Below are 19,913 nucleotides of genomic sequence, written 5' to 3' on the forward strand. Positions count from 1 at the left end.
CTACTGGTTTGCGACCGACTACCCCAGCCGCGCCACCTCAACATAACCTCCCGAGCCCATAGCAGTACACAAGAGTAAGCTCAGGCTGCATTTCTCGCTTCTTTCCCTTTCTGCCATGTCCTCCACTCCCACCCCCGATACCAACCCCACCCAGCTGCTGCGCTACCGCCTGCAGATTCCTACCCTCACCGACGCCGACAGCATTGGCCGGGCGCGTCAGCTCCTTATGGGTCTGGGCCTGATTGTAGACCGCATCGAAGATGGCGAAGCGGAAGTAGCCGTGGTAGCCGCCGCCGAAAACCCCGGTCCGGAAGGCATCCGGCAGGCCCTAACCAAAGGCGGGTTTGCGGTGCAAGATATTACGGCTGAGGGCAGCTAAGCTGGTTCTTTGGTAGGGGCCGCTCTATGTAGCCAGCTGAGTTCTGACCCTGTAGCAACCGGGTTAGGCAACGTACTTGCCGCATAACCGCTACTGCACGCTTTTTGGTTTGCTCACGCGGCGCCGTGTAGGCCAAAAAACTTTCTGACCGAGCGGTATTTTATCAGTATTGTTGTAGCTGGCCGTGGTAGTGCATACCGAGGTTCTATAGGTTTTACTGTCAATTTTCCCTGTGCCTGACTTCTCCGACTCTGCGTTTCCCTCACCTGAAATAGGGGCTACGTTCCCGCTTGATGAGTTGGTGCAGGGGCTGTTTGATGTTTCCCTGACGGGTATTGCGCTTTACAAGCCCGTGTACGACCAGGCTGGCAGCGGCGAAATCGTGGATTTTACTATTGAGCTGCTCAGCCCCAAGGCCCAGCAAATTCTGGGGCTGCCGGCCCGGCCCCCGGAAACCTACCTGCAGCTGTACCCTCATACCCGGCCCACGGGCGTTTTCGACTTTCACTGCCGGGCGTATACCTCTGGGCAGCCGGAGCGCTTCAGCGTTAACTACCAGGGCGACGGGCTCGACAACTATTTCCACCTCTCGGCCCGGCGGGTAGGAACGGGCCTGCTCGTCAGCTTTACCGATACGGCCGACCAGTCGCGGACCGCCGTGGAGCAGGCCCTGCGCGCTAGCCAGGCCCGGGAGCAAGCTGCCCGTACCGAGGCTGAAACCCAGCGCAACCGCCTGCACCACCTGTTCATGCAGGCGCCGGCCATGATTACCATTTTCGAAGGCCCGGAGCACGTTTTCAAGCTCGTCAACCCCCTGTATCAGGCGCTGGTGGGGGAGCGGCCCCTTCTGGGCAAGCCCATCCGGGAAGCCATGCCGGAGCTGGCCGGACAGCCGATATTTGACCTGCTGGACGCGGTGTACCACACCGGCGAATCGTTTTACGCCACCGAAATGCAGGTGCAGCTCGACCACGACAATACGGGCGGGCTGGGCCAGCGCTACTACAACTTTATCTACCAAGCCACCCGCAACTTAGTCGGTGCTGTGGATGGCATTCTGGTGTTTGCTTACGAGGTAACGGAGCAGGTCACGGCCCGCCGCCGGGTGGAGCTCAGCGAGGAACGGCTGGCCGAGGCCAATGAGGAGCTGGCCTCCATTAATGAGGAGCTAATGGCGACCAACGAGGAGCTGCAGGCGGCTAACCTGGAGATTCTGACCACCAACAACGAGCTGGAGCACCGCGTGGCCGCCCGCACCCAAGAAGCGCACCTGGCGCAGGCCGAGGCCGAGCGCCAACGCGCCCGTCTGGAGCGGTTTTTTATGCAGGCGCCGGCGGCTATTTGCGTGCTAGATGGGCCTCAGCTGGTGTTCGAGCTGGTAAACCCTGGGTACCAGGAGCTGTTTCCGGGGCGCAGCTTGCTGGGCAAGCCCATTCTGGAGGCCCTGCCCGAAATTGAAGACCATACGGTGTACCGTACCTTCCGGCAGGTGTACGAAACAGGCGTTACCCACCAGGAAGTCGGCATTCATATCCCGCTGATTCGGGCCGAGGATGGGCAGTTGGAGGATCGGTACTTTACTTACATTCAACAGCCCCGCTACGATGAGCACGGGCGCATTGATGGGGTGCTGGCGTTTGCCTACGAGGTAACAGACCTGGTGCGGACCCGCCGCCAAGTGGAGCACAGCGAGCTGGCCTTCCGAACCCTGACCAACGCCATTTCCAACCTGGTCTGGACGACTACCTCCGCCGGGGATGCGGAGTACCACAACGAGCAGTGGTACGCCTACACCGGCAGCACCCCGGCCCAAACGAACGGCCAAGGCTGGATGACCTTCTTCCACCCCCACGACCTGCCCCTGATGCAACAGCACTGGCAGACGGCCCTGGCCACCGGCAACCCCTACCAGGTGGAGGCGCGCCTGCGCCGGGCCGACGGGACTTACCGCTGGTTTCTGGTGCGGGCCCTGGCCCTGCGCGACGAAAACGGGCAGCCCATCCGGTGGTTCGGGACCAACACGGATATTCACCAGCAGAAAGAGCTGACCGAAGCCCTGGCCCTGGCCAGTAAAAAACTCGCTACCACCAACAAAGAGCTGCGGGAAGCCAATGCCAAAGCCCTGGCCGCCAACCTGCAACTTGGCCACACCAACGAGCAGCTCACCCGCATCAATCAGGACCTGGACAACTTCGTGTACACGGCCTCCCACGACTTGCAGCAGCCGGTGCACAACATGGCCGGAGTATTTGAGGAGCTCAAGCGCACGGCCACCTTCCACGACCCCGACGCCGAGCGCCTCATGCAGATGTTTGAGGACGCCCTGGGACAGATTCAGGCCACGATTCAGGGTCTGGCCCAGGTGGTACAGGCCGAGCGGCTGGCCCAGCGCTTTCCAACCGAAACCGTGGAGCTGCTCCCCCTGGCCCAGAGCGTTATTCAGAGTTTGCGCAACCAGGTGGAGGCCCAGCAGGCGCAGTTTGAGCTAGATTTCAGCTCCGTGCCGCGGGTAGTGTTTGCCCGTCTCAACCTGCAAAGCATCCTGTATAACCTGCTCAGCAACGCCCTCAAGTACGCCTACCCCGGCCGCCCGCCGGTGGTGCGGGCATTCACCAGCAAAACGGGCGCGGGCAACCCCTTGCTGGTGGTGCAAGACAACGGCCTGGGCCTGGACCTGGCACGGTTCGGCCCCGATTTGTTTACCATGTTCCGGCGCTTCCACGACCATGTGCCGGGCTCAGGGCTGGGGCTTTACCTCGTGAACCGCATTGCCCAGCAGGCCGGGGGCCACGTGGAAGTCAGTAGTACCGTGGGCCAGGGCACCACGTTCCGGATTCATTTGCCCGCCTCGGCCCTGCCCTCTGAATAGCAGCGGCAAACTGCCCTACCTCCGCTGCAGGTCAGGAACTAGCACTAGGTTCTCTGGACAAGTACAGCAACAGGTGGTAGGCAGAGCGCAATGAAGTGGTTGGCTGTTGCTGCCTATAAAATCGTTGCCGGGCGCACTGCCTGGGGCGAATCGCAAATAGTTAAACGACTGTTTATTAACACAAAAGGAGCGTCATACCGAGGTGTAACCGGGGTATGACGCTCCTTTGTATAGTTGTTCGCACCACCTCTGTACAAGCTCACAGCTTGATGAGTGGGTAGGGCGAGCGTATTTGTATTCTGTTACTTGTCCTTGAGCGGATCGTGGCCCCAGTTCATGAGGGAGTAGCGCCACCGCGACGTTTCTACGTCTTCCTTGGCGTGGGGGCCCTGGGCCAGGTGCCGGCTTACGTAGCTGTGTACCTTGTGCATGTGCTGCTCGTCGGCGTCCGTTAGGTCGGCTTTTTTCTTGCGCAGAATTTCTACGATTCGCTCCCCGGAGTGGTGGCCGATGCTGGTCCCGTCGCCGCTGTCCTGGCCTACGGACCGGGATTCCTCGGTTTTCAGCCACTTCTCGATTTCGGCGGCAGTCATGTTTACGTTGCGCTTGAACTCCGCGTATACGTCGGCACTGGGGGTGGATTTGGTGGTCATGGCGGGGGATGAAGGGTGAAAGCAGGAATACGCAGGCCGGAGTGGCCGGGCTACCTGTGTCTCAACGGCAACCGGAGTTCAACAGTTACTTTGGGGGCCCGTACCGTGCTAGCTAATGGCCTGATCTTCACTGCCGTTTTCGTTGGGGTAGCCTTCCTGCCGCTGGCCGTTGATCAGAAACTCACGCAGGCGGTTGATGTGGCGCTTGATTTCTTCGAGCTTTTCCTCCTGCTGCACGCTCCAGAGGCCTTCCCCACGCACGGCCATGCTGGTTAGCAGGTTTTTGCGCTCCTCCATCATGCGCAGGGCCACCCACAGAGTTTCCTCCATGGCCTGCTGGGTTTTGTCCAGTAGCCCGTCGGCGGTGAAGGCGTGGCCGGTGTGGCAGCGGTAACGCAGCATTTTGCCGTGCTTCAGCTCCCAGAGGGCTCCGCCGCACTCGGGGCAGGTGAGCGGCACTTGGCGGCCCAGCTGGTTTACTTCATCTGTAGTTCCCACAACCCGTTCAGCTATAGAGGCCTCTAACTTCAAATCGTCCGGCACGGAGGCCTCGTTAAGGGGTTTGCTGGGCATACCTACCAGCTCCTGCAACAGGCGGCCCATCAAATGCAGGGGCACGGCGTAGTCGATGTCGGTTCCGCGCAGGGCGCTTTCCGGCATGCTCGGAAACTCGGCGTCGTTGGGGTCTTGCACCACGGCCGTACCGCCGCAGCGCTTAATAAAGTCGAGGCCAGCGGTGCCGTCGTGCAGCATACCCGTCAGCACCACCCCAATTACGTTGGGGCCGTAGGCCACGGCTGCCGAGCGAAACAGGGCGTCGGCGGCCGGGCGGTAGTTGTTTTCGCGCGGGCCCTTGGTTACCAGCATACGGTCGTTTTTGACCAGCAAATGCCGGTCGGGCGGGGCCAAGTAGAGCGCGCCGGCCTGCAGCGGGGCGTTGTGCACGGCCAGTTGGCAGTGCAGGCCCGTATGGCGGCGGAGGCGGGTTATCAGGGGCTCCCCCGACGATTCGGGGGACAGGTGCTGCACCACCAGCACGGCGGCCGGCAAGGTAGCGGGCAGCTGTTCTACCAGTTGGGTAAGTGCCGGCATGCCGCCCGCCGAGGTTCCAATTACAATCAGGTGAGCAGAAAAACTAGTCACGGGCCAGAAAGTGGAGGAGGGATTAAACGGAGAAGGAAGGGCCCGCCAAGGAGCAGTAGTAGCCGCTTTCTTTACGCAACAACTGGCTTTTTGGCTCTGGTTGAGCTATAATCTGCGCAAGAATAGTCGGGCAGGAAGTCCGCTTGAGCGGGCTACATTGGCTAAATTTACCTCCTGCTAGCTTCCGCGGCCGCGCACTGCCTGCGAGCTGACCCGCTCCACCCGCTTTCTTTTCTGCTTTCCATGACGTCAGAATCTCACCTGAACCCGGCGGCCGGCTCGTCGTCTGTGCCGGTTCCTGCCGAAGCCGCGCAGCCCGCGCCGGCCGTTCAGCCCAGCCTGCCTACCCCTACCCTAGGAACCAAAGCGGCAAAACTCCCTATTGTAGCCCTGGGCGGCTCGGCTGGCTCCTTGGAGGCCTTTGAGCGGTTTTTCGCGGCCATGCCCGCTACCAGTGGCATGGCGTTCGTGGTGGTGATGCACCTGCTGCCCAACCACCACGGCGACCTGGCGGGCGTGTTGCAGCGCTATACTTCCATGCCGGTGGTGGAGGTAACCGATGGCCTGAAGGTGCAGCCCAATAGGGTGTTCGTCATTCCGCCCGACCGGGACCTGAGCCTGCTGCACGGCACCTTTCTGCTGCTGCCGCCTACCCAAACCCCGGCCCTGCGCCAGCCCATCGATTTTTTTCTGCAAAGCCTGGCCAAGGACGCGCGCGAGCAAGCCATCTGCCTGATTTTTTCGGGCATGGGCTCCGATGGCAGCACCGGCCTGAAGCTGGTGATGGAAAACTACGGCATGGTGATGGTGCAAGACCCCAAAACGGCCCTCTACGATTCCATGCCCCGGGCCGCGCTGGCCACGGAGTTCGTGGATTTTGTGCTACCTCCGGAGCTGATGCCGGCCAAGCTGCTCGACTACGTGGAGCGCCCCCTGCTGGCCCGCCCCACCCGAGATGTGTACGACGAGCCCACCACCATGCCGGCTCACGCCCTCCAGAAAATCTTTCTGCTGATTCGGGCCCAAACCGGCCACGACTTCAGCTTTTACAAGCGCAACACGGTGTTTCGGCGCATTGAGCGGCGCATGAACGCCCACCAAATCAAGGAGTTTACCCACTACGTGCGCTACCTCCAGGAGAACCCCCAGGAAGTAGACAGCCTGTTCAAGGAACTGCTGATTGGCGTAACCAAGTTTTTCCGTGACCCGGAGGCCTTCGAAAGCCTGAAAAACCACCTCCGCACCCTGATTCAGGAACGGGAGGCGGGCCACACCATTCGGGTGTGGGCCCCGGGCTGCTCTACCGGCGAGGAGGCCTACTCCTTGGTCATGACCCTGCTGGAGTGCCTGGACGAGGTAGCGCCTACCCGCTACCTCAAGATTCAGCTGTTTGCCACCGACATTTCGCCCGAAGGCGTGAGCTTCGCCCGCCTCGGCCTCTACCCCGACAACATCACGGCCGACGTGAGCCCGGAGCGGCTGCAACGGTTCTTTTACAAGGAAGATGGCCACTACCAGATCCGGAAGGAAGTGCGCGACTTGGTGGTGTTTGCCCTGCACAACATTCACAAGGATGCGCCCTTTACCAAGCTGGATTTGCTGTGCTGCCGCAACCTGCTGATTTACCTGAGCGCGGAGCTGCAAAAATCCCTGCTGCCCGTGTTCCATTACTCCCTGAACCCCGGCGGACTGCTGTTTCTGGGGCCCAGTGAAAACATTACCGGCTCCCAGGACCTGTTCCGGCCCCTGGACCTGAAGTGGAAGATTTCGCTCCGCAACGATACGCCTACCTCGTTTCCCCGGCTAACAGGCCTGCCGTTTGCCCTGGCCCAGCACCCCACCCTGGCTCCGCCCCCAACCGCTCCTATGTCTACTGCCGCTTCTACCCGCCGCGAGGGCGGCGCCTTTTCCTCTTTGGTGCAGAATGTGCTGCTGCGCACCTATGCTCCGCCGGCCGTGGTAATTAATCCCAAGGGCGAAATTCTGTACGTGCACGGCCGCACGGGCCGCTACCTGGAGCCGGCCCCCGGCCTGAGCGGCATGAACCTGTTTGAAATGGCCCGCGAAGACCTCACCTACGAGCTGAGCGCGGCCGTGCACCGCGCCTCCGAAACCCGCGAGGATGTGATGGTCGACAACGTGCGCCTGCGCACCGACACGGGCCAGCAGCTGCTGCGCCTCACCGTGAAAGTGCTGGAGGAGCCCAACAGCCTGGCTGGCTTGCTGCTGGTGGTGTTCGAGGAGCAGCCTACCCCCCGCCACGTGCGTAAAGGCAGCCGCCCCGCCCCCGACCTCAGCCGCGACGAGGTGGTAGCCAACCTGGAAAAGGAGCTGCAATACACCAAGTACCGCCTGCAAACTTCCCTGGAGGAAATGGAAAGCTCCCTGGAAGAAATGAAAAGCATCAACGAGGAGCTGCAGTCGGCCAATGAGGAGCTGCAAAGCACCAACGAGGAGGCCATGACCAACAAGGAGGAAATGCAGAGCCTGAACGAGGAGCTGATGACCCTGAACATGCAGTACATGGTGAAAACCGAGGAGCTTTCGGAGTCGGCCAACGACATGAAGAACCTGCTGGACGCCACCGAAATTGCCATTATCTTCCTCGATAACAACATGACCATCAAGCGCTTCACCCCGCCCGTGGAGCGCATCATTCCGCTGGTAGCTACCGATGTGGGGCGCCCGCTCGTGCACTTTGCCTCCAACCTGCGCTACGAGCACCTGCTGCGCGACGTGCGCCAGGTACTGGAGCGCCTTACCAGCATCTCTACCAACATCCAGACCACCGCGGGCGAGTGGTACAGCATGCGCATCCTCCCCTACCGCACCCTAGACAACTACATCAGCGGGGCCGTTATCACTTTCACCGACGTGACGGGCATGAAGGTGCTGGAAAGCCAGTTGCAGGAGGCCGCCCGCTTCGCGGAAAGCGTGGTAGAAACCGTGCGGGAGCCCCTGCTGGTACTCGACGGGGACCTGCGCATTCTTACGGCCAGCCGGCCCTTCCTGCAGTCGTTCCGGCTGACGGCCGCCGAAGCTCAGGGCCAGCTGCTACCCTCCCTCAGCAACGGAGCCTGGGACAACCCAAGCCTGCTGCGCCACCTGCAGGAGCTGCTGGCCCCAGCTACCCTCACGGAAACTGCCACCGAGGCCGCCTTCGACTCCTACGTGCTAGAAAGCCATTTCCCGGAGCTGGGCCGGTACCGGCTGGTGCTCTACGGGCGGGCTATCCTGCGCGGCGGCCACCAAACCAACCGCCTCCTGCTAGGCGTAGAAACCATGGAGAAAATTATCTGAACCTCAGCCTGATAGCTCCGTGCAGCCCCTTGCTTTCGGTGCCGGGGGCTGCAGAACGTTCTACTTTGATTTGCGTAGCTCCTCCGGGGGTACCTGCCTTATGCCCCGTTAGTGTGATGAATGAACTTGAGCCAGAGGCCTATCACCAGCCCATTGATGTGCACGCTGCCCTGCGCGACCTCCGGGCCCAGGCTGAGCGGCGCCAGCTGGTAACCCACAGCCTCGGGCCAGATGCCCCCCCCGAAGTGCAGCGGCTGGTTCAGGACCTGCAAACCCACCAGATGGAGCTGGAAATGCAGTACGAAGAGCTGCTGCTGGCCCAAGCCGAGGCCGAGGCCTCCCGGGCCCAGTACATGGACCTCTACGACTTTGCGCCGGTGGGCTACTGCACCCTGGCCCCCGATGGCACCCTGGCCCAGCTAAACCTACAAGCCTGCCAGCTGCTGGGGTTGCTACGCCAGCAGTTGCTGGGCCGGCGCCTGGCCCTGTTTGTGACCCTGGCCTACCGCCACCAGTTTGCGGAGTTTGTGGAGCGCATCCGGCAGCGGCAGGAGCGCCAGGTGCTGGCCGTGGAAATGCGCCGCCACGATGGCCAGGTGCTGTACGTGCGGCTGGAAGGGGTAGCCGTTTCCGCTGCCGAGGGTACCCCGCTCTGCCGCCTAGCCCTCATTGATATTACCGAGCAGCGCCGGGCCCGCCGGGAGCTGGAGCTGAGCGAGCGGCGCTTCCGCATTCTCTTCGACCAGAGCCAGGATGGCATGCTGCTCCTGCGCGACAACCGCTTCGTGGACTGCAACCCCGCCACGTTGCGCCTGCTGGGCCTCACAGATAAAAGCCAGCTCCTGGGCCAGCACGCCTCCGCCTTCTCGCCCGAGCGGCAACCCGACGGCCGGCTCTCCTTTACCCTGGCCCAGCAGTACTGGGAGCAGGCGGTGCGCCAGGGCCACTGCCGCTTTGAGTGGTGCCGCCACCGCACCGACGGCAAGGAGTTTTGGGAAGATATTCTGCTCACGGCCATTCCCGAAACCGATGGGCATGTGATGCACGCCTCCTGGCGCGATATTACGGCGGAAAAGGAAACCACCCGGCGCGTCAGGGAAAGCGAGGAACGGTTGCAGATGGCCCTGGCCGCCTCCGAAGCCGGCGTCTGGACCATTGAATACGCCACCAACGAAATAACCTGGAACCAGCGGGCCCGCAGCATTTGCGGCTTGCCCGAGGCGCCCAGCCCGGCCCCGCTTCAGCTCCTGCAAGAAATCATTCATCCGGATGACCGCGCCCTGGTAGCGACGTGCCTCGGCCGGGCCGCCGCCGAGGAGGCCCCGCTGGACCTAGAGCACCGCCTCCTCTGGCCCGATGGCAGCACCCGCTACGTGTCGGCGTTTGGCAAAGTCCTGCGCGAGCAGGGCCAGCCGGTGCGGTTTGTTGGCCTCATGCGCGACATTACACTGCGCCGGGAGGCTGAGGAAGAGCTGGGCTACAAAAACCGCCTGCTCTCCCACATCCTGCAAAACCTGCCCGTCATTCTAAGCCAGCTAACAACCGAGGGGCATTTCCTGAGCGTGGAAGGGGAAGGCCTGCGCCGCATTGGCCTGCAGAACAATGAGCTGGTAGGCGGCCCCACCCTGGCCCAGGCCTTCCCCTCGTTGGCCGAGTCGGCCCGCCGGCTGCTGGCCGGCCAAACCGTGACGTTCCTGGACCGCACCGAGTACGAGGGCAAGCCGGTCGTCTTCCTGAACTACGGCTTCTTTGACGCCCAGCGCCAGCAGGCCGTGCTGTTCGCCATCGACGTGACGGAATCAGAGGAGCGCCGCGAGAAGCTCCGGGCCGAGAAGGAATTCACCAAAAGCCTCCTCGATAACACCATCGACTGCGTTATAGCCCTGGATACCGACCTGCGGGTAACGGCCTGGAACAACAAGGTAGCCGCCGTGCTGGGCCGGCCGGAAGCCGAGATGCTGGGCCTGCCGTTTGAAGAAGCCCTGCCCGGAATAGCCCAGGACCCTACCACCAAACGCCTTGTGTACCAGGCGCTGGCCGGTGAGCCGGCAGCCCACGCCAACTGGGCCGAGCACCACCTACCCATGATCATGGACCTGAACTTTATTCCCTTGAACCAGCAGGGAGTATGGGCCGGGGTGCTCATTCTGGCCCGCGACGTAACGGAGCGCAACGCCCTGCAAGCTGAGGCCACCCGCCTGAAGCTGCGCCAGCAGCAAGAGGTGCTGTCGGCCATCCTGACTACCCAGGAGGAGGAGCGCCGCCGGATTTCCGAGAGCCTGCACAACGGGGTAGGCCAGCTGCTGTACGCTACCCGCCTGAACCTGGACAACCTGCCCCCTAGCGAGCAAACCCGCACCAGCCAGCACCTGCTCAGCGAGGCTATTCGGGCCACCCGGGACATTTCCTTTGAGCTGACGCCCAGCATTCTGGAAGACTTCGGGCTGGAGCTGGCCCTGCGCGAACTGGTGAAGCGGATTCCGGCCCAATCCCTGACCGTGGACCTGAACCTCTCGGGCCTACACCACCCCCTGCCCCGCTCCCTGGAAACCACCATTTACCGCAGCGTGCAGGAGCTGCTCAACAACGTGATGAAGCACGCTGGCGCCCAGGAGGTGTTTGTGCAGGTAGCCCGCGAAGATGGCCAGGTGTACGTGAGCGTGGAAGATGACGGCCGCGGCTTCGAGACGGAAGGCCTGGACCCGGCCACGGGCATCGGCTTGGCTGGCATCCGGACGCGGGTGGGGCTACTGGGCGGTACTTTCGCGGTGCAATCGAGGCCGGGGCAGGGAGCCAGCATCACGCTCACGTTCCCGGTCAGCTAAGCCGGGCCTGAAAAGCTGCAGGCAAGCCAAAGACAAGCAAGTGCTTTCTGAGAGGAGGCGAGGAAGCTGGTACAGGCCCTTGAAAGGGAACCCAGCCTTCTCGCCTCCTCTCACATACTGGCGCCTCCTACTAGTCCTCATCTTACCCTAGAGTTCCGGAGGGTAGTACCGGCAGCCGGCGGCGCCGTCCGGCTGAGTGGTAGCGCGCCGGCGGCTGTGTGGGGTGCTGCCACGGTAGCACTGGCTTTCCGAGGCTTCTGCCCTGTCTATTAGCGCATTACCCAGAAATCAGTAGAATACGGAGGTGAAAAATCGGGGTTTTTCGGGGAGGGAAATCCGTAGAAACCCGGGACCCAAAGGGGGCAGCGCCCCGTTTAGGCAGCTAGTTTATCACCGCTCCTTGCTCACCCCAGCGCTATGACTGCACGTACTTCTACTTTCCCTCTGCACTTGCACCTAGTACCCGCCGGCCGCCGGCTAGATTTTACCATCAAGGCGGGCAGCTTTGCCTACGTGTACCGCCGCCAGGCCAACCAGGAGTGGAAATGCGTAGCCCGCAATGCCTGCAGCCCCTTCCTCGATACCAGTGTCTTGGAGCCGGAAGCAGCTCCTGAATACCTTATTCGCTACCGCGACGCGAGCGGGGCTACCCTGGGCGTTACGTCGGTTGTGCAGGCCCACCCGGTAGGCTTCCCCGCCCGCCCCAACTGGGTAAGCCTGCGTTAGCTCTGAGGATCCGGCAGGTGTAGCTAAGCGCTACTAGTTAAGAGTAGCGCATTAAGTTGATTTGTATACTGGGTACGCTCCTACTTCTTCACTGAGTAGTGTCGGGTTGGCACTAAATAGCCGTCAGACTTTCCCTAACATTTGAGGGCTTGGGGCGTTAGGAAAGGGATTGTTTTCCTTATGCAAACCGACATACTGATTATTGGGGCCGGAGCTGCCGGGCTGCTGGCGGCCCGGAACCTAGCCCGGGCCGGACGTTCAGTCAGGCTGCTGGAGGGTCGTAACCGCCCCGGCGGCCGCGTGTACAGCTCCGACGCCGGTGGGTTTTCCCGGCCGGTGGAAAGCGGGGCCGAGTTCTTGCACGGCGACGTTCCCCTGACCCGACAGCTCCTCCAGGAAGCGGGTATTGCCTACCTCGACACCGCCGGCATCAACTATGAAGTAGCCCAGGGCCAGACCCAGCCCGCCGAAAGCTTCTTCGACGACTTGCCCCTGCTGCTGGAAAAGCTACACGCCCTTCCCCACGACATGGCGCTGGCCGAGTTTCTGGAGCAGTATTTTCCGGGCGAGGAGTACTACCTGATGCGCGAGCAGGTAACCCGGTTTGCAGAAGGCTACGACGCCGCCGATGCCCACCGTGCCAGTGCCTTCGCCCTGCGCGAGGAATGGAGCGGCAACGGGGCCGAAGACTCTCCGCGGCCGGAGGGCGGGTATAGCCGCTTGATAGCCTGGCTGGTACAGCAAGCCCAGGCGGCCGGGGTGCACCTGGAGTTGAGCTGCCCCGTAACTGCGTTGCACTGGCAGCCGAGCCAGGTTCGGGCTACTAGCGCGGAGGGGCGGCACTTTACCGCCGCGCGGGCGCTGCTCACCGTTCCGCTGGGCATCTGGCAGGCCGAGGCGGGCCAGCCGGGCTACCTCCGTCTGGAGCCTGAACTGCCGGCGCACCGGGCTGCGGCCCGCGCCCTGGGCTTTGGCCCCGTTATCAAGGTGCTGCTGGAGTTCACTACGCCACTTTGGGAGCACGCCTCGGCGCAAGTAAGCCGCCCGCTTCCTGACCTGGGTTTTCTTTTTTCCGACGCCTCCCTCCCTACTTGGTGGAGCCAGTTGCCCGACCCGAGTCCGGTGCTTACCGGCTGGCTGGCCGGTCCGGCGGCGCACCAGCGTCGCTTAACTTCTGACGATGATTTGCTGGCTGAAGCTCTGGCCTCGTTGGCTTACCTGCTGGGCACTACCCCCGCCTTCCTGCAAGAACATGTGCGGGCCCACCGCATTGTCAACTGGGCAGCCGATCCACTGGCGTTGGGGGCCTATGCTTACGCTACGCTAGGAGCTCCGGAAGCCCGCGCTACCCTAGCCACGCCACTTGCTGATACTCTGTTTATTGCGGGTGAAGGCGTGTACGATGGTCCGTACATCGGAACTGTGGAGGCAGCACTGGTTAGCGGGGCGAAAGCCGCCGAGCAGCTGTTACAGCGGCCGTAGCTTTCTGCTACCTCTTTGCTCACCACGCTCAGCAGTCCCTTATTCCAGGATTCCAGAAATTGCGCTGAAGGGCCATTTAGCTTGACTGATAGAGGACTGTTGCTACCGGTAGTGGTTGCGGTGGGCAGGTTCCTGGCGGGCTTTGCTGGGGGAAGCAAGGCGCTGTTTTTACAGTAGTTACCACTCCGCCTTTCTGCTACCCCGGCGGCTGGTGTGCAACCCACAAAAAGGCGGGAGAGCTACGGCCGCCAAACCTGCTCCCCCGCCTACGCTGCCTTTGGGGCAGCTAGCTTGTGGCTGCTTACAGCAGCCCGACACCCGCTCCGGCCAGCTCGGTGCGTACGGCCTCCGGCCAGATGCTTACCTGTACTTCTCCAATGTGGCCTTTCCGCAGCATAAACATGCACACCCGGCTCTGCCCAATGCCCCCGCCTATGCTCTGGGGCAGCTCATCTTTCAGCAGCCGCGCATGAAAGGCCAATTCCTGCCGGTCCTCACAGCCGCGCAGGGCCAGTTGCCGCACCAGCGCGTGCTTATCCACCCGAATCCCCATCGATGATACCTCGAAGGACGTTTGCAGGACGGGGTGCCAGAGCAGAATGTCGCCGTTGAGGCCGCGGTAGCCTTCTTCGGTTTCGGTGCTCCAATCGTCGTAGTCGGGGGCGCGGCCGTCGTGGGGCTCACCGTGGCTTAGCTCGTGGCCAATGCCCACCAGGAACACGGCGCCATATTGTTTTACAACCTCATGCTCCCGCTGCTTAGGCGTGAGGGTAGGGTATTGCCGAAGCAGGTCCTCGGCGTGCAGGAAGGTGATTTTGCCCGGTAGCACGGGCGTAATTTCCGGGTATTCGGCCGCTACGCGCGCTTCTGTGGTTTTCAGGGCTTCGTAAATGCGCTCCACGGTGGCCTTCAGGAAGGCCGGCGTGCGCTGCTCAGGGCTGATGTGCTTTTCCCAGTCCCACTGATCCACGTAAATAGAGTGAATGGGCGAGTAGTCCTCATCGGGGCGTAGGGCGCGCATGTCGGTGAGCAGGCCCCGGCCGGCCTCAATGCCCAACTCCTGCAGGCGCACCCGCTTCCACTTGGCCAAGGAATGCACCACTACCGCCCGGCGCTCGTCCAGGGCTTTGATGGGAAAACCTACGGGGCGCTCAATGCCGTTCAGGTCGTCGTTGATACCCGTACCGTCCAGCACAGCAATCGGCGACGATACCTTGCTGAGCTGCAGTTGGGCGCTGAGTTCTTTAGCGAAGGTTTCCTTTACAAAGGAAATTGCCTCTTCGGTTTTCAATAAATCCTGGGCGCTCATACCTATTTATTTTAGGAGTTTAAGAATGTTTTTTCATTTCGAAAAGGCACACGAATTTCCCTCTCCCAGCCGGAAGTTTTTTCGGGAATTCAGAAATTATCTGTGCGCAAAAAAACGGGTTGCTACCGGCTACCTTATATGTGAAGCCGACCCGCAGGCACAAAAAAAAGCCTTCCGGTTAGTGGAAGGCTTTAAAAGAAAATCAGCAACTGATTTTTCAGTTCTCCAAGGGAGCAATAGCCTTCCAGTCTCGAATAAGATTATTCGAGTTATTATTCTGGAGATTATTGCGGAAATGACGCATGTAAAAGGGTTGTTTTTTCGTCAGGTGTTGTACAAGTATAAAGGAGCGTAAGTATTTATCCTAATTAGAGCCAATAATTATTTTTTTATAGCATATATAATCAAATAAAATAGCGCAATACGCCAGCTACCAGACTGACTACTGCTTGAGCAGTGGCCTTACTCTGTGCCGTTCAAGGCATTGCGTACATCACGCACGGCTTGCACTACGGAAACCGGCACCGGAGCCTCGGGTTGCAATAGCTTGAGCAGGCGCAGGTACTTGGCCCGGCCTTCATTGCGCATCAGTGGGGGCACTTCGTACACAAACACCTTGAACGGCTCCACCTTCTGCACCCCAATCAGCAGAAACCGGTCGGCGTGCAGGGCGTCGGCGTAAAACGCGGCCTGGCGGTCGTAGTCATACTGGGTGCACTGCTCCACGAAGTGGTTATGGTCGCGGGCCATGGTAGTCTTAAAGTCCACGATGGTGTAGGGCTGACCCGGCTGGTCCACAACTAGGTCGGCGCGCAGCTTGCACAGGGTGTCAGTCAGGGGCTCGGTGAAAATGCAGCTGGGCTCCGGAATTCCTTGCTCGAGCAGGGCATTCACCTCGGGGTTAAGCTTCACCCCATCCACCATCCACCAGATCAGGGTGTCATTGATACCGGGCTGACCAGGCTGGTACAGGTCGGGCTCCAGAATGGCGGTGTGGAAGGCCGTACCTAAGCCAAGGGCCCCGCCCACCGAATCGTGGGGGCGCGGGGGGCGACCATTGAGGGCATCACGCAGGCGCGAAAGGTCGGAGTTGGCAATAGCCGGCAGGGCGCGGTAGTCGTCGTAGGGAATGCGCAGTAGGTCGGGGCGGGCGGCGGTAGTAGTGGAATCAGTCACGCAAGAAGAACAGCGAAGCCGGCAAAAAGGCTCCGAAAAATGACAAAGCAGGGTTTGAATGAGGGAGTATAGGCATTTTTCTTTACTTCCCTTACTGCCTCCCCTATTCCGCTACCCCTGCTCCCGCCTTACTTACTTGAGTGTGCCTGCCGCCCCATCCGAGCGAGGGAGCCAAAGGCGGGGCCAGAAACCCAAAACCTTCGCCGGAAAACCAGCGGCTACTGCTGGCCGGTGGGTTGCTGGTCAGCTCGCTCACCGGTTTCTTCGGGCATTTCGTATTCCCCTACCCGGCCGTACTGCCGCTCCCGCTGCAGGCCCTTGTCTTCGCCGTACGGGTGCCCGCCGAAGCCGTGGCGCATCATGGCAATGGCTTTGGCCCAGGTTGGTTCTTTGTCGCGGGAAGTGAACAGCTGCATCACCGACTGGGAGATGACGGGAATGGGCACTTCCATGTGCAGGGCGTCGGCCACCAGCCAGTTCACCTCGCCGGTGTCCTCAATGTAGCTGGGCACGTTGAAGCCAGCCTCTTCATCGTAGGTCTTTTTCATGAGTTCCACCAGCCAGGAGCGCACCACTGAGCCGTTGTTCCATAAGCCCAAAATAGCGCTGATGTCGAGCTTTTCGCGGAAGTGAGTAAGCAGGCCCATACCTTCCCCAATGGCCTGTAGCATGCCGAATTCGATGCCGTTGTGCACCAGCTTTACGTAGTGGCCCGTGCCGGCCACGCCCGTGTGCAGAAAGCCGCCCGGCACCGAGGTATCCACGAAAAACTCGCGCAGCTGCTCCACGGCTTCCGGCGCGCCGCCCACCATGTAGCAGGCTCCCGTGCGGGCTCCACCGGGGCCGCCGCTGGTGCCGCAGTCCAGGAAATGCAGGCCCTGCTCGCGCAGGCGCGCTGCCCGCCGGATGGAGTCGCCCCAGTAGGAATTGCCTCCGTCCACGATGATGTCGCCGGGTTCCAGGTGGGGTAGCAACTGCTGAATCAGGCCGTCGACGGCCGCGCCGGCCGGGATGTAGAGAAATACTTTGCGTGGGCGCTTCAGCTTGTTCACTAGCTCCTCGATGCTGCCAACTACCCGCAGGTTTTCGGTTTTCAGATCGGGCCGGGGATGAATATCGAGGCCCACGATGGGGTAGCCTTTTTCAGCGGCCTGGCGGGCCAGCCCCGCGCCCATTTTGCCGAGGCCAATGACCCCAATTTGCGTTTTGCTCATGCGTTGGGAGGTAATGAAAGGAAGAGAATAACCTAAGGCAGGTAAGAAGTAGGCAGCGCGGGTAGCGCACCAAAAACGAGAATGGCCCAATGGCCCTACTGGCTCAGCGGCGGTTTATTCGGGCGGGCGGGGCTGCAGGAGCTTGGCAATGAGGCCAGTCCAGCCGGTTTGGTGGCTGGCGCCCAGGCCCTGGCCGGTGTCGCCGTGGAAATATTCGTGAAAGAGCAGGTAGTCTTTGAAGTTGGGGTCGGTCTGAAATTGCTGGTCTGGCCCGAAGCAGGGACGGCGGCCGTTGGCATCGCGCAGGAACAGGCGGGTGAGCCGCTCCGTGAGGGCCTGCGAAATTTCCAGCAGGGTGCTAAACTGGCCGGAGCCCGTTGGGTACTCCACCTTGAAATCGGGGCCGTAGTAGTGGTAGAAGCGCTGCAAGGACTCCACCAGCAGGAAGTTCATGGGCATCCAGACCGGGCCGCGCCAGTTGCTGTTACCCCCGAATACGGAAGTGCTGGATTCGCCGGGCTCGTACTGTACCATTTCCTTCCGCCCGTCGGCGTGCTCAAACACGTAAGGACGCGCCAAGTGGTAGCGCGAAAGGGCGCGCACGCCATAGTCAGACAGGAATTCGGCCTCATCCAGAGCCAGGCGCAGGAGCAGCTTCATGCGGTGGCCGCGCAGCAGGGAAAGGAGGTGGCTTTGGCCGCGGCCCGGCTCCTGCCACCGCGACACCATGGCTGCCAGCTCGGGCCGGTGGTTAAGAAACCAGTTTAGGCGGTACACGAAGCGGGGCATCTGCTGCAGGGTATCCTCGTCGAGCACCTCCACGGCAAACAGCGGAATCAGCCCCACCATGGACCGGATACGCAGGGGTAGGCGGGCGTGCTCGGGCGTGTTGAGTACATCGTAGTAAAAGCCGTCGTCCTCGTCCCACATGTCAATCTTCTCATCGGCTAGGTTGGTCATGGCCTGGGCGATGTAGAGGAAGTGCTCGAAGAACTTGCTGGCCATGTCCTGATACACCGGGTTGGTTTTGGCCAGCTCCAGGGCCATGCGCATCATGTTCAATGCAAACATGGCCATCCAGGCCGTGCCATCAGCCTGCTCGATGTAGCCGCCGGTGGGCAGTGGAGCCGAGCGGTCGAACACGCCAATATTATCTAGTCCCAAAAAACCACCCTCGAACACGTTGCGGTTGTTGCGGTCCTTGCGGTTTACCCACCAAGTAAAGTTGAGCAGCAGGCGGTGAAATACGCTTTCCAAGAATGGCGTGTCGCCCTGGCCGCCCCGCAGTTTGCGGTCCATCTTATACACCCGCCACGTGGCCCAGGCGTGCACGGGCGGGTTCACGTCGGAGAAGTTCCACTCGTAGGCCGGCAGCTGGCCGTTGGGGTGCATGTACCAGTCCTTGGTGAGCAAGCGGAGCTGGCTTTTGGCAAACTCGGCATCGACCATAGCCAGCGGAATGCAGTGAAAGGCCAGGTCCCAGGCCGCGTACCACGGGTATTCCCACTTGTCCGGCATCGAGATGATGTCGGCGTTGTTTAGATGAGGCCAGGTGTGGTTGCGGTTATGGCGCCGGGCCTCGGGTGGCGGTGACGAGGCCGGGTCGCCTTTTAGCCACTGGGCCACATCGTAGTAATAGAATTGCTTGCTCCAGAGCATGCCAGCCAAAGCCTGGCGTTGCACGTTGCGCGCATCAGGGCTGCTGAGGTCGGTTTGCAGATGTTGGTAAAACTCGTCGGCCTCGGCTTGGCGCTGCCGCACAATGGCGGCAAAGTCCGCGAAAGGCTCGGCCAGCTCGGGAGCGGCCAGGCGCACGCGCACTACCTGGTGTTGGCCGGCCGGTATGGTTAGCGTGTAGTGGGCTGCCGCGCGGGTACCCTGCCGAGCCGGGTTTACGGCAGCGTGGTTGCCCTGGAGCAGGTAGTCGTTGATGCCATCCTTGCAGTAGGCACCGCCGTTGGGGGTGCCGTAGAGGCGCTGGCGGTTCGTTTCGTTGTCGCAGAACAGCAGTTCCGGGGCGGATTCCGGCCCCTGGGGTGCGTCGCAGTAGAGCTGTAGGGCCGGTAGTTTGGCGTGCTCCACCCGGATGTGGCCCTGCTTTGGAGCGCTGAGCTGGGGTCGGTAGTCATCGTAGCCCCAGGCCCAGGTGTTGCGGAACCAGAGGTGGGGTAGCACATGAAGCACCGCCGTTTCGCTGGCCCGGTTATGCACCGTTATTTGCAGCAGCAGGTCGTCGGGGCCCGCTTTGGCGTACTCTAGAAAGATGTCGAAGTAGCGGTTTTCGCGGAAAATACTGGTATCCAGCAGCTCAAATTCGGGCTTGTGCCGGCCGCGGCGGGCGTTTTCCTGTACCAACCACTCGTAGGGGTAGGCGTGCTGCGGATACTTGTACAGCATCCGCATGTAGGAATGGGTAGGCGTATTGTCGAGGTAGTAATACAGCTCCTTCACGTCCTCGCCGTGGTTGCCCTCGGGTCCGCTCAAGCCAAACAGCCGCTCCTTTAGGATAGGATCCTGCCCGTTCCAGAAGGCCGGGGCCAGGCACAAGAGCTGCTGGTCGTCGGAGACACCCCCAATGCCCTCCTCGCCCCAGCGGTAGGCCCGGCTGCGGGCCGCGTCGTGGGTGGTATAGGTCCAGGGCTGGCTGTCGGCGGAGTAGTCTTCGCGCACCGTGCCCCACTGCCGCTCCGATACGTAGGGCCCGAAGCGGTGCCAGGCGGCCTCGCCTGCTTGGGCCTGCTGCTGGCGTTGTTGTTCCTGAGTCATATACACTGTGCCCGCGAGTAACCACCTGTTTTTCGCCGGATCTTAAGGGTAGCACGTAGGTACGCCCGGCG

General features: G+C 61.5%; 12 protein-coding genes. 6 read left to right on the forward strand and 6 right to left on the reverse strand.

Translation table 11 applies throughout. The features are described from left to right. Positions 1-115 precede the first annotated feature (115 nt). Complete coding sequence (locus tag MWH26_RS10715; RefSeq protein WP_247974275.1) at positions 116-379, forward strand: hypothetical protein; 264 nt, start codon at positions 116-118, stop codon at positions 377-379. 232 nt (positions 380-611) lie between these two features. Further along, positions 612-3,248, forward strand: coding sequence for a PAS domain-containing protein (locus MWH26_RS10720; protein WP_247974276.1), 2,637 nt, complete (start codon positions 612-614; stop codon positions 3,246-3,248). A gap of 302 nt (positions 3,249-3,550) precedes the next feature. On the opposite strand, the gene MWH26_RS10725 is transcribed toward MWH26_RS10720, so the two are convergent. Together MWH26_RS10725 and MWH26_RS10730 are read right to left on the reverse strand one after the other, a co-directional pair. Then, positions 3,551-3,901 carry a DUF3140 domain-containing protein gene (locus MWH26_RS10725; protein WP_244696612.1) on the reverse strand — a complete coding sequence of 117 codons (351 nt, stop codon included), beginning with the start codon at positions 3,899-3,901 and terminating at the stop codon, positions 3,551-3,553. 108 nt (positions 3,902-4,009) lie between these two features. Beyond that, complete coding sequence (locus tag MWH26_RS10730) at positions 4,010-5,044, reverse strand: chemotaxis protein CheB (RefSeq protein WP_247974277.1); 1,035 nt, start codon at positions 5,042-5,044, stop codon at positions 4,010-4,012. A 243-nt stretch (positions 5,045-5,287) separates the two neighbouring features. Between MWH26_RS10730 and MWH26_RS10735 the strand changes: the two genes are divergently transcribed. From MWH26_RS10735 to MWH26_RS10750, 4 genes are all read left to right on the forward strand, one after another. Next, positions 5,288-8,344, forward strand: a complete 3,057-nt coding sequence (locus tag MWH26_RS10735; protein WP_247974278.1) for a CheR family methyltransferase — start codon at positions 5,288-5,290, stop codon at positions 8,342-8,344. A gap of 116 nt (positions 8,345-8,460) precedes the next feature. Beyond that, positions 8,461-11,169: a PAS domain S-box protein gene (locus tag MWH26_RS10740; protein ID WP_247974279.1), complete on the forward strand. Its 2,709-nt coding sequence runs from the start codon at positions 8,461-8,463 to the stop codon at positions 11,167-11,169. A 417-nt stretch (positions 11,170-11,586) separates the two neighbouring features. After that, positions 11,587-11,895 (forward strand): hypothetical protein, encoded by a 309-nt coding sequence (locus MWH26_RS10745; RefSeq protein WP_247974280.1) that lies wholly within the window; start codon positions 11,587-11,589, stop codon positions 11,893-11,895. A gap of 180 nt (positions 11,896-12,075) precedes the next feature. Beyond that, positions 12,076-13,377, forward strand: a complete 1,302-nt coding sequence (locus MWH26_RS10750; protein ID WP_247974281.1) for a flavin monoamine oxidase family protein — start codon at positions 12,076-12,078, stop codon at positions 13,375-13,377. Positions 13,378-13,678: 301 nt separating this feature from the next. Here MWH26_RS10750 and asnA read toward each other — a convergent pair whose 3' ends face one another. The 4 genes from asnA to MWH26_RS10770 all read right to left on the reverse strand — a co-directional run bounded on the left by asnA (position 13,679) and on the right by MWH26_RS10770 (position 19,842). Continuing rightward, positions 13,679-14,686, reverse strand: coding sequence for an aspartate--ammonia ligase (gene asnA, locus MWH26_RS10755; protein ID WP_247974282.1), 1,008 nt, complete (start codon positions 14,684-14,686; stop codon positions 13,679-13,681). 462 nt (positions 14,687-15,148) lie between these two features. Continuing rightward, positions 15,149-15,862, reverse strand: coding sequence for a PD-(D/E)XK nuclease-like domain-containing protein (locus MWH26_RS10760; RefSeq protein ID WP_247974283.1), 714 nt, complete (start codon positions 15,860-15,862; stop codon positions 15,149-15,151). A gap of 218 nt (positions 15,863-16,080) precedes the next feature. Further along, the gene (locus MWH26_RS10765) at positions 16,081-17,076 is read right to left on the reverse strand and encodes an NADP(+)-dependent, decarboxylating phosphogluconate dehydrogenase (RefSeq protein ID WP_247974284.1); all 996 of its coding nucleotides are present in this window, start codon (positions 17,074-17,076) and stop codon (positions 16,081-16,083) included. A 114-nt stretch (positions 17,077-17,190) separates the two neighbouring features. Further along, on the reverse strand, positions 17,191-19,842 hold the full coding sequence (locus tag MWH26_RS10770; protein ID WP_247974285.1) for an MGH1-like glycoside hydrolase domain-containing protein: 2,652 nt from the start codon (positions 19,840-19,842) through the stop codon (positions 17,191-17,193). Between the last annotated feature and the right edge of the window lie 71 nt (positions 19,843-19,913).

Origin of the sequence: Hymenobacter sublimis, assembly GCF_023101345.1 — a bacterium.
Taxonomy (GTDB): domain Bacteria; phylum Bacteroidota; class Bacteroidia; order Cytophagales; family Hymenobacteraceae; genus Hymenobacter; species Hymenobacter sublimis.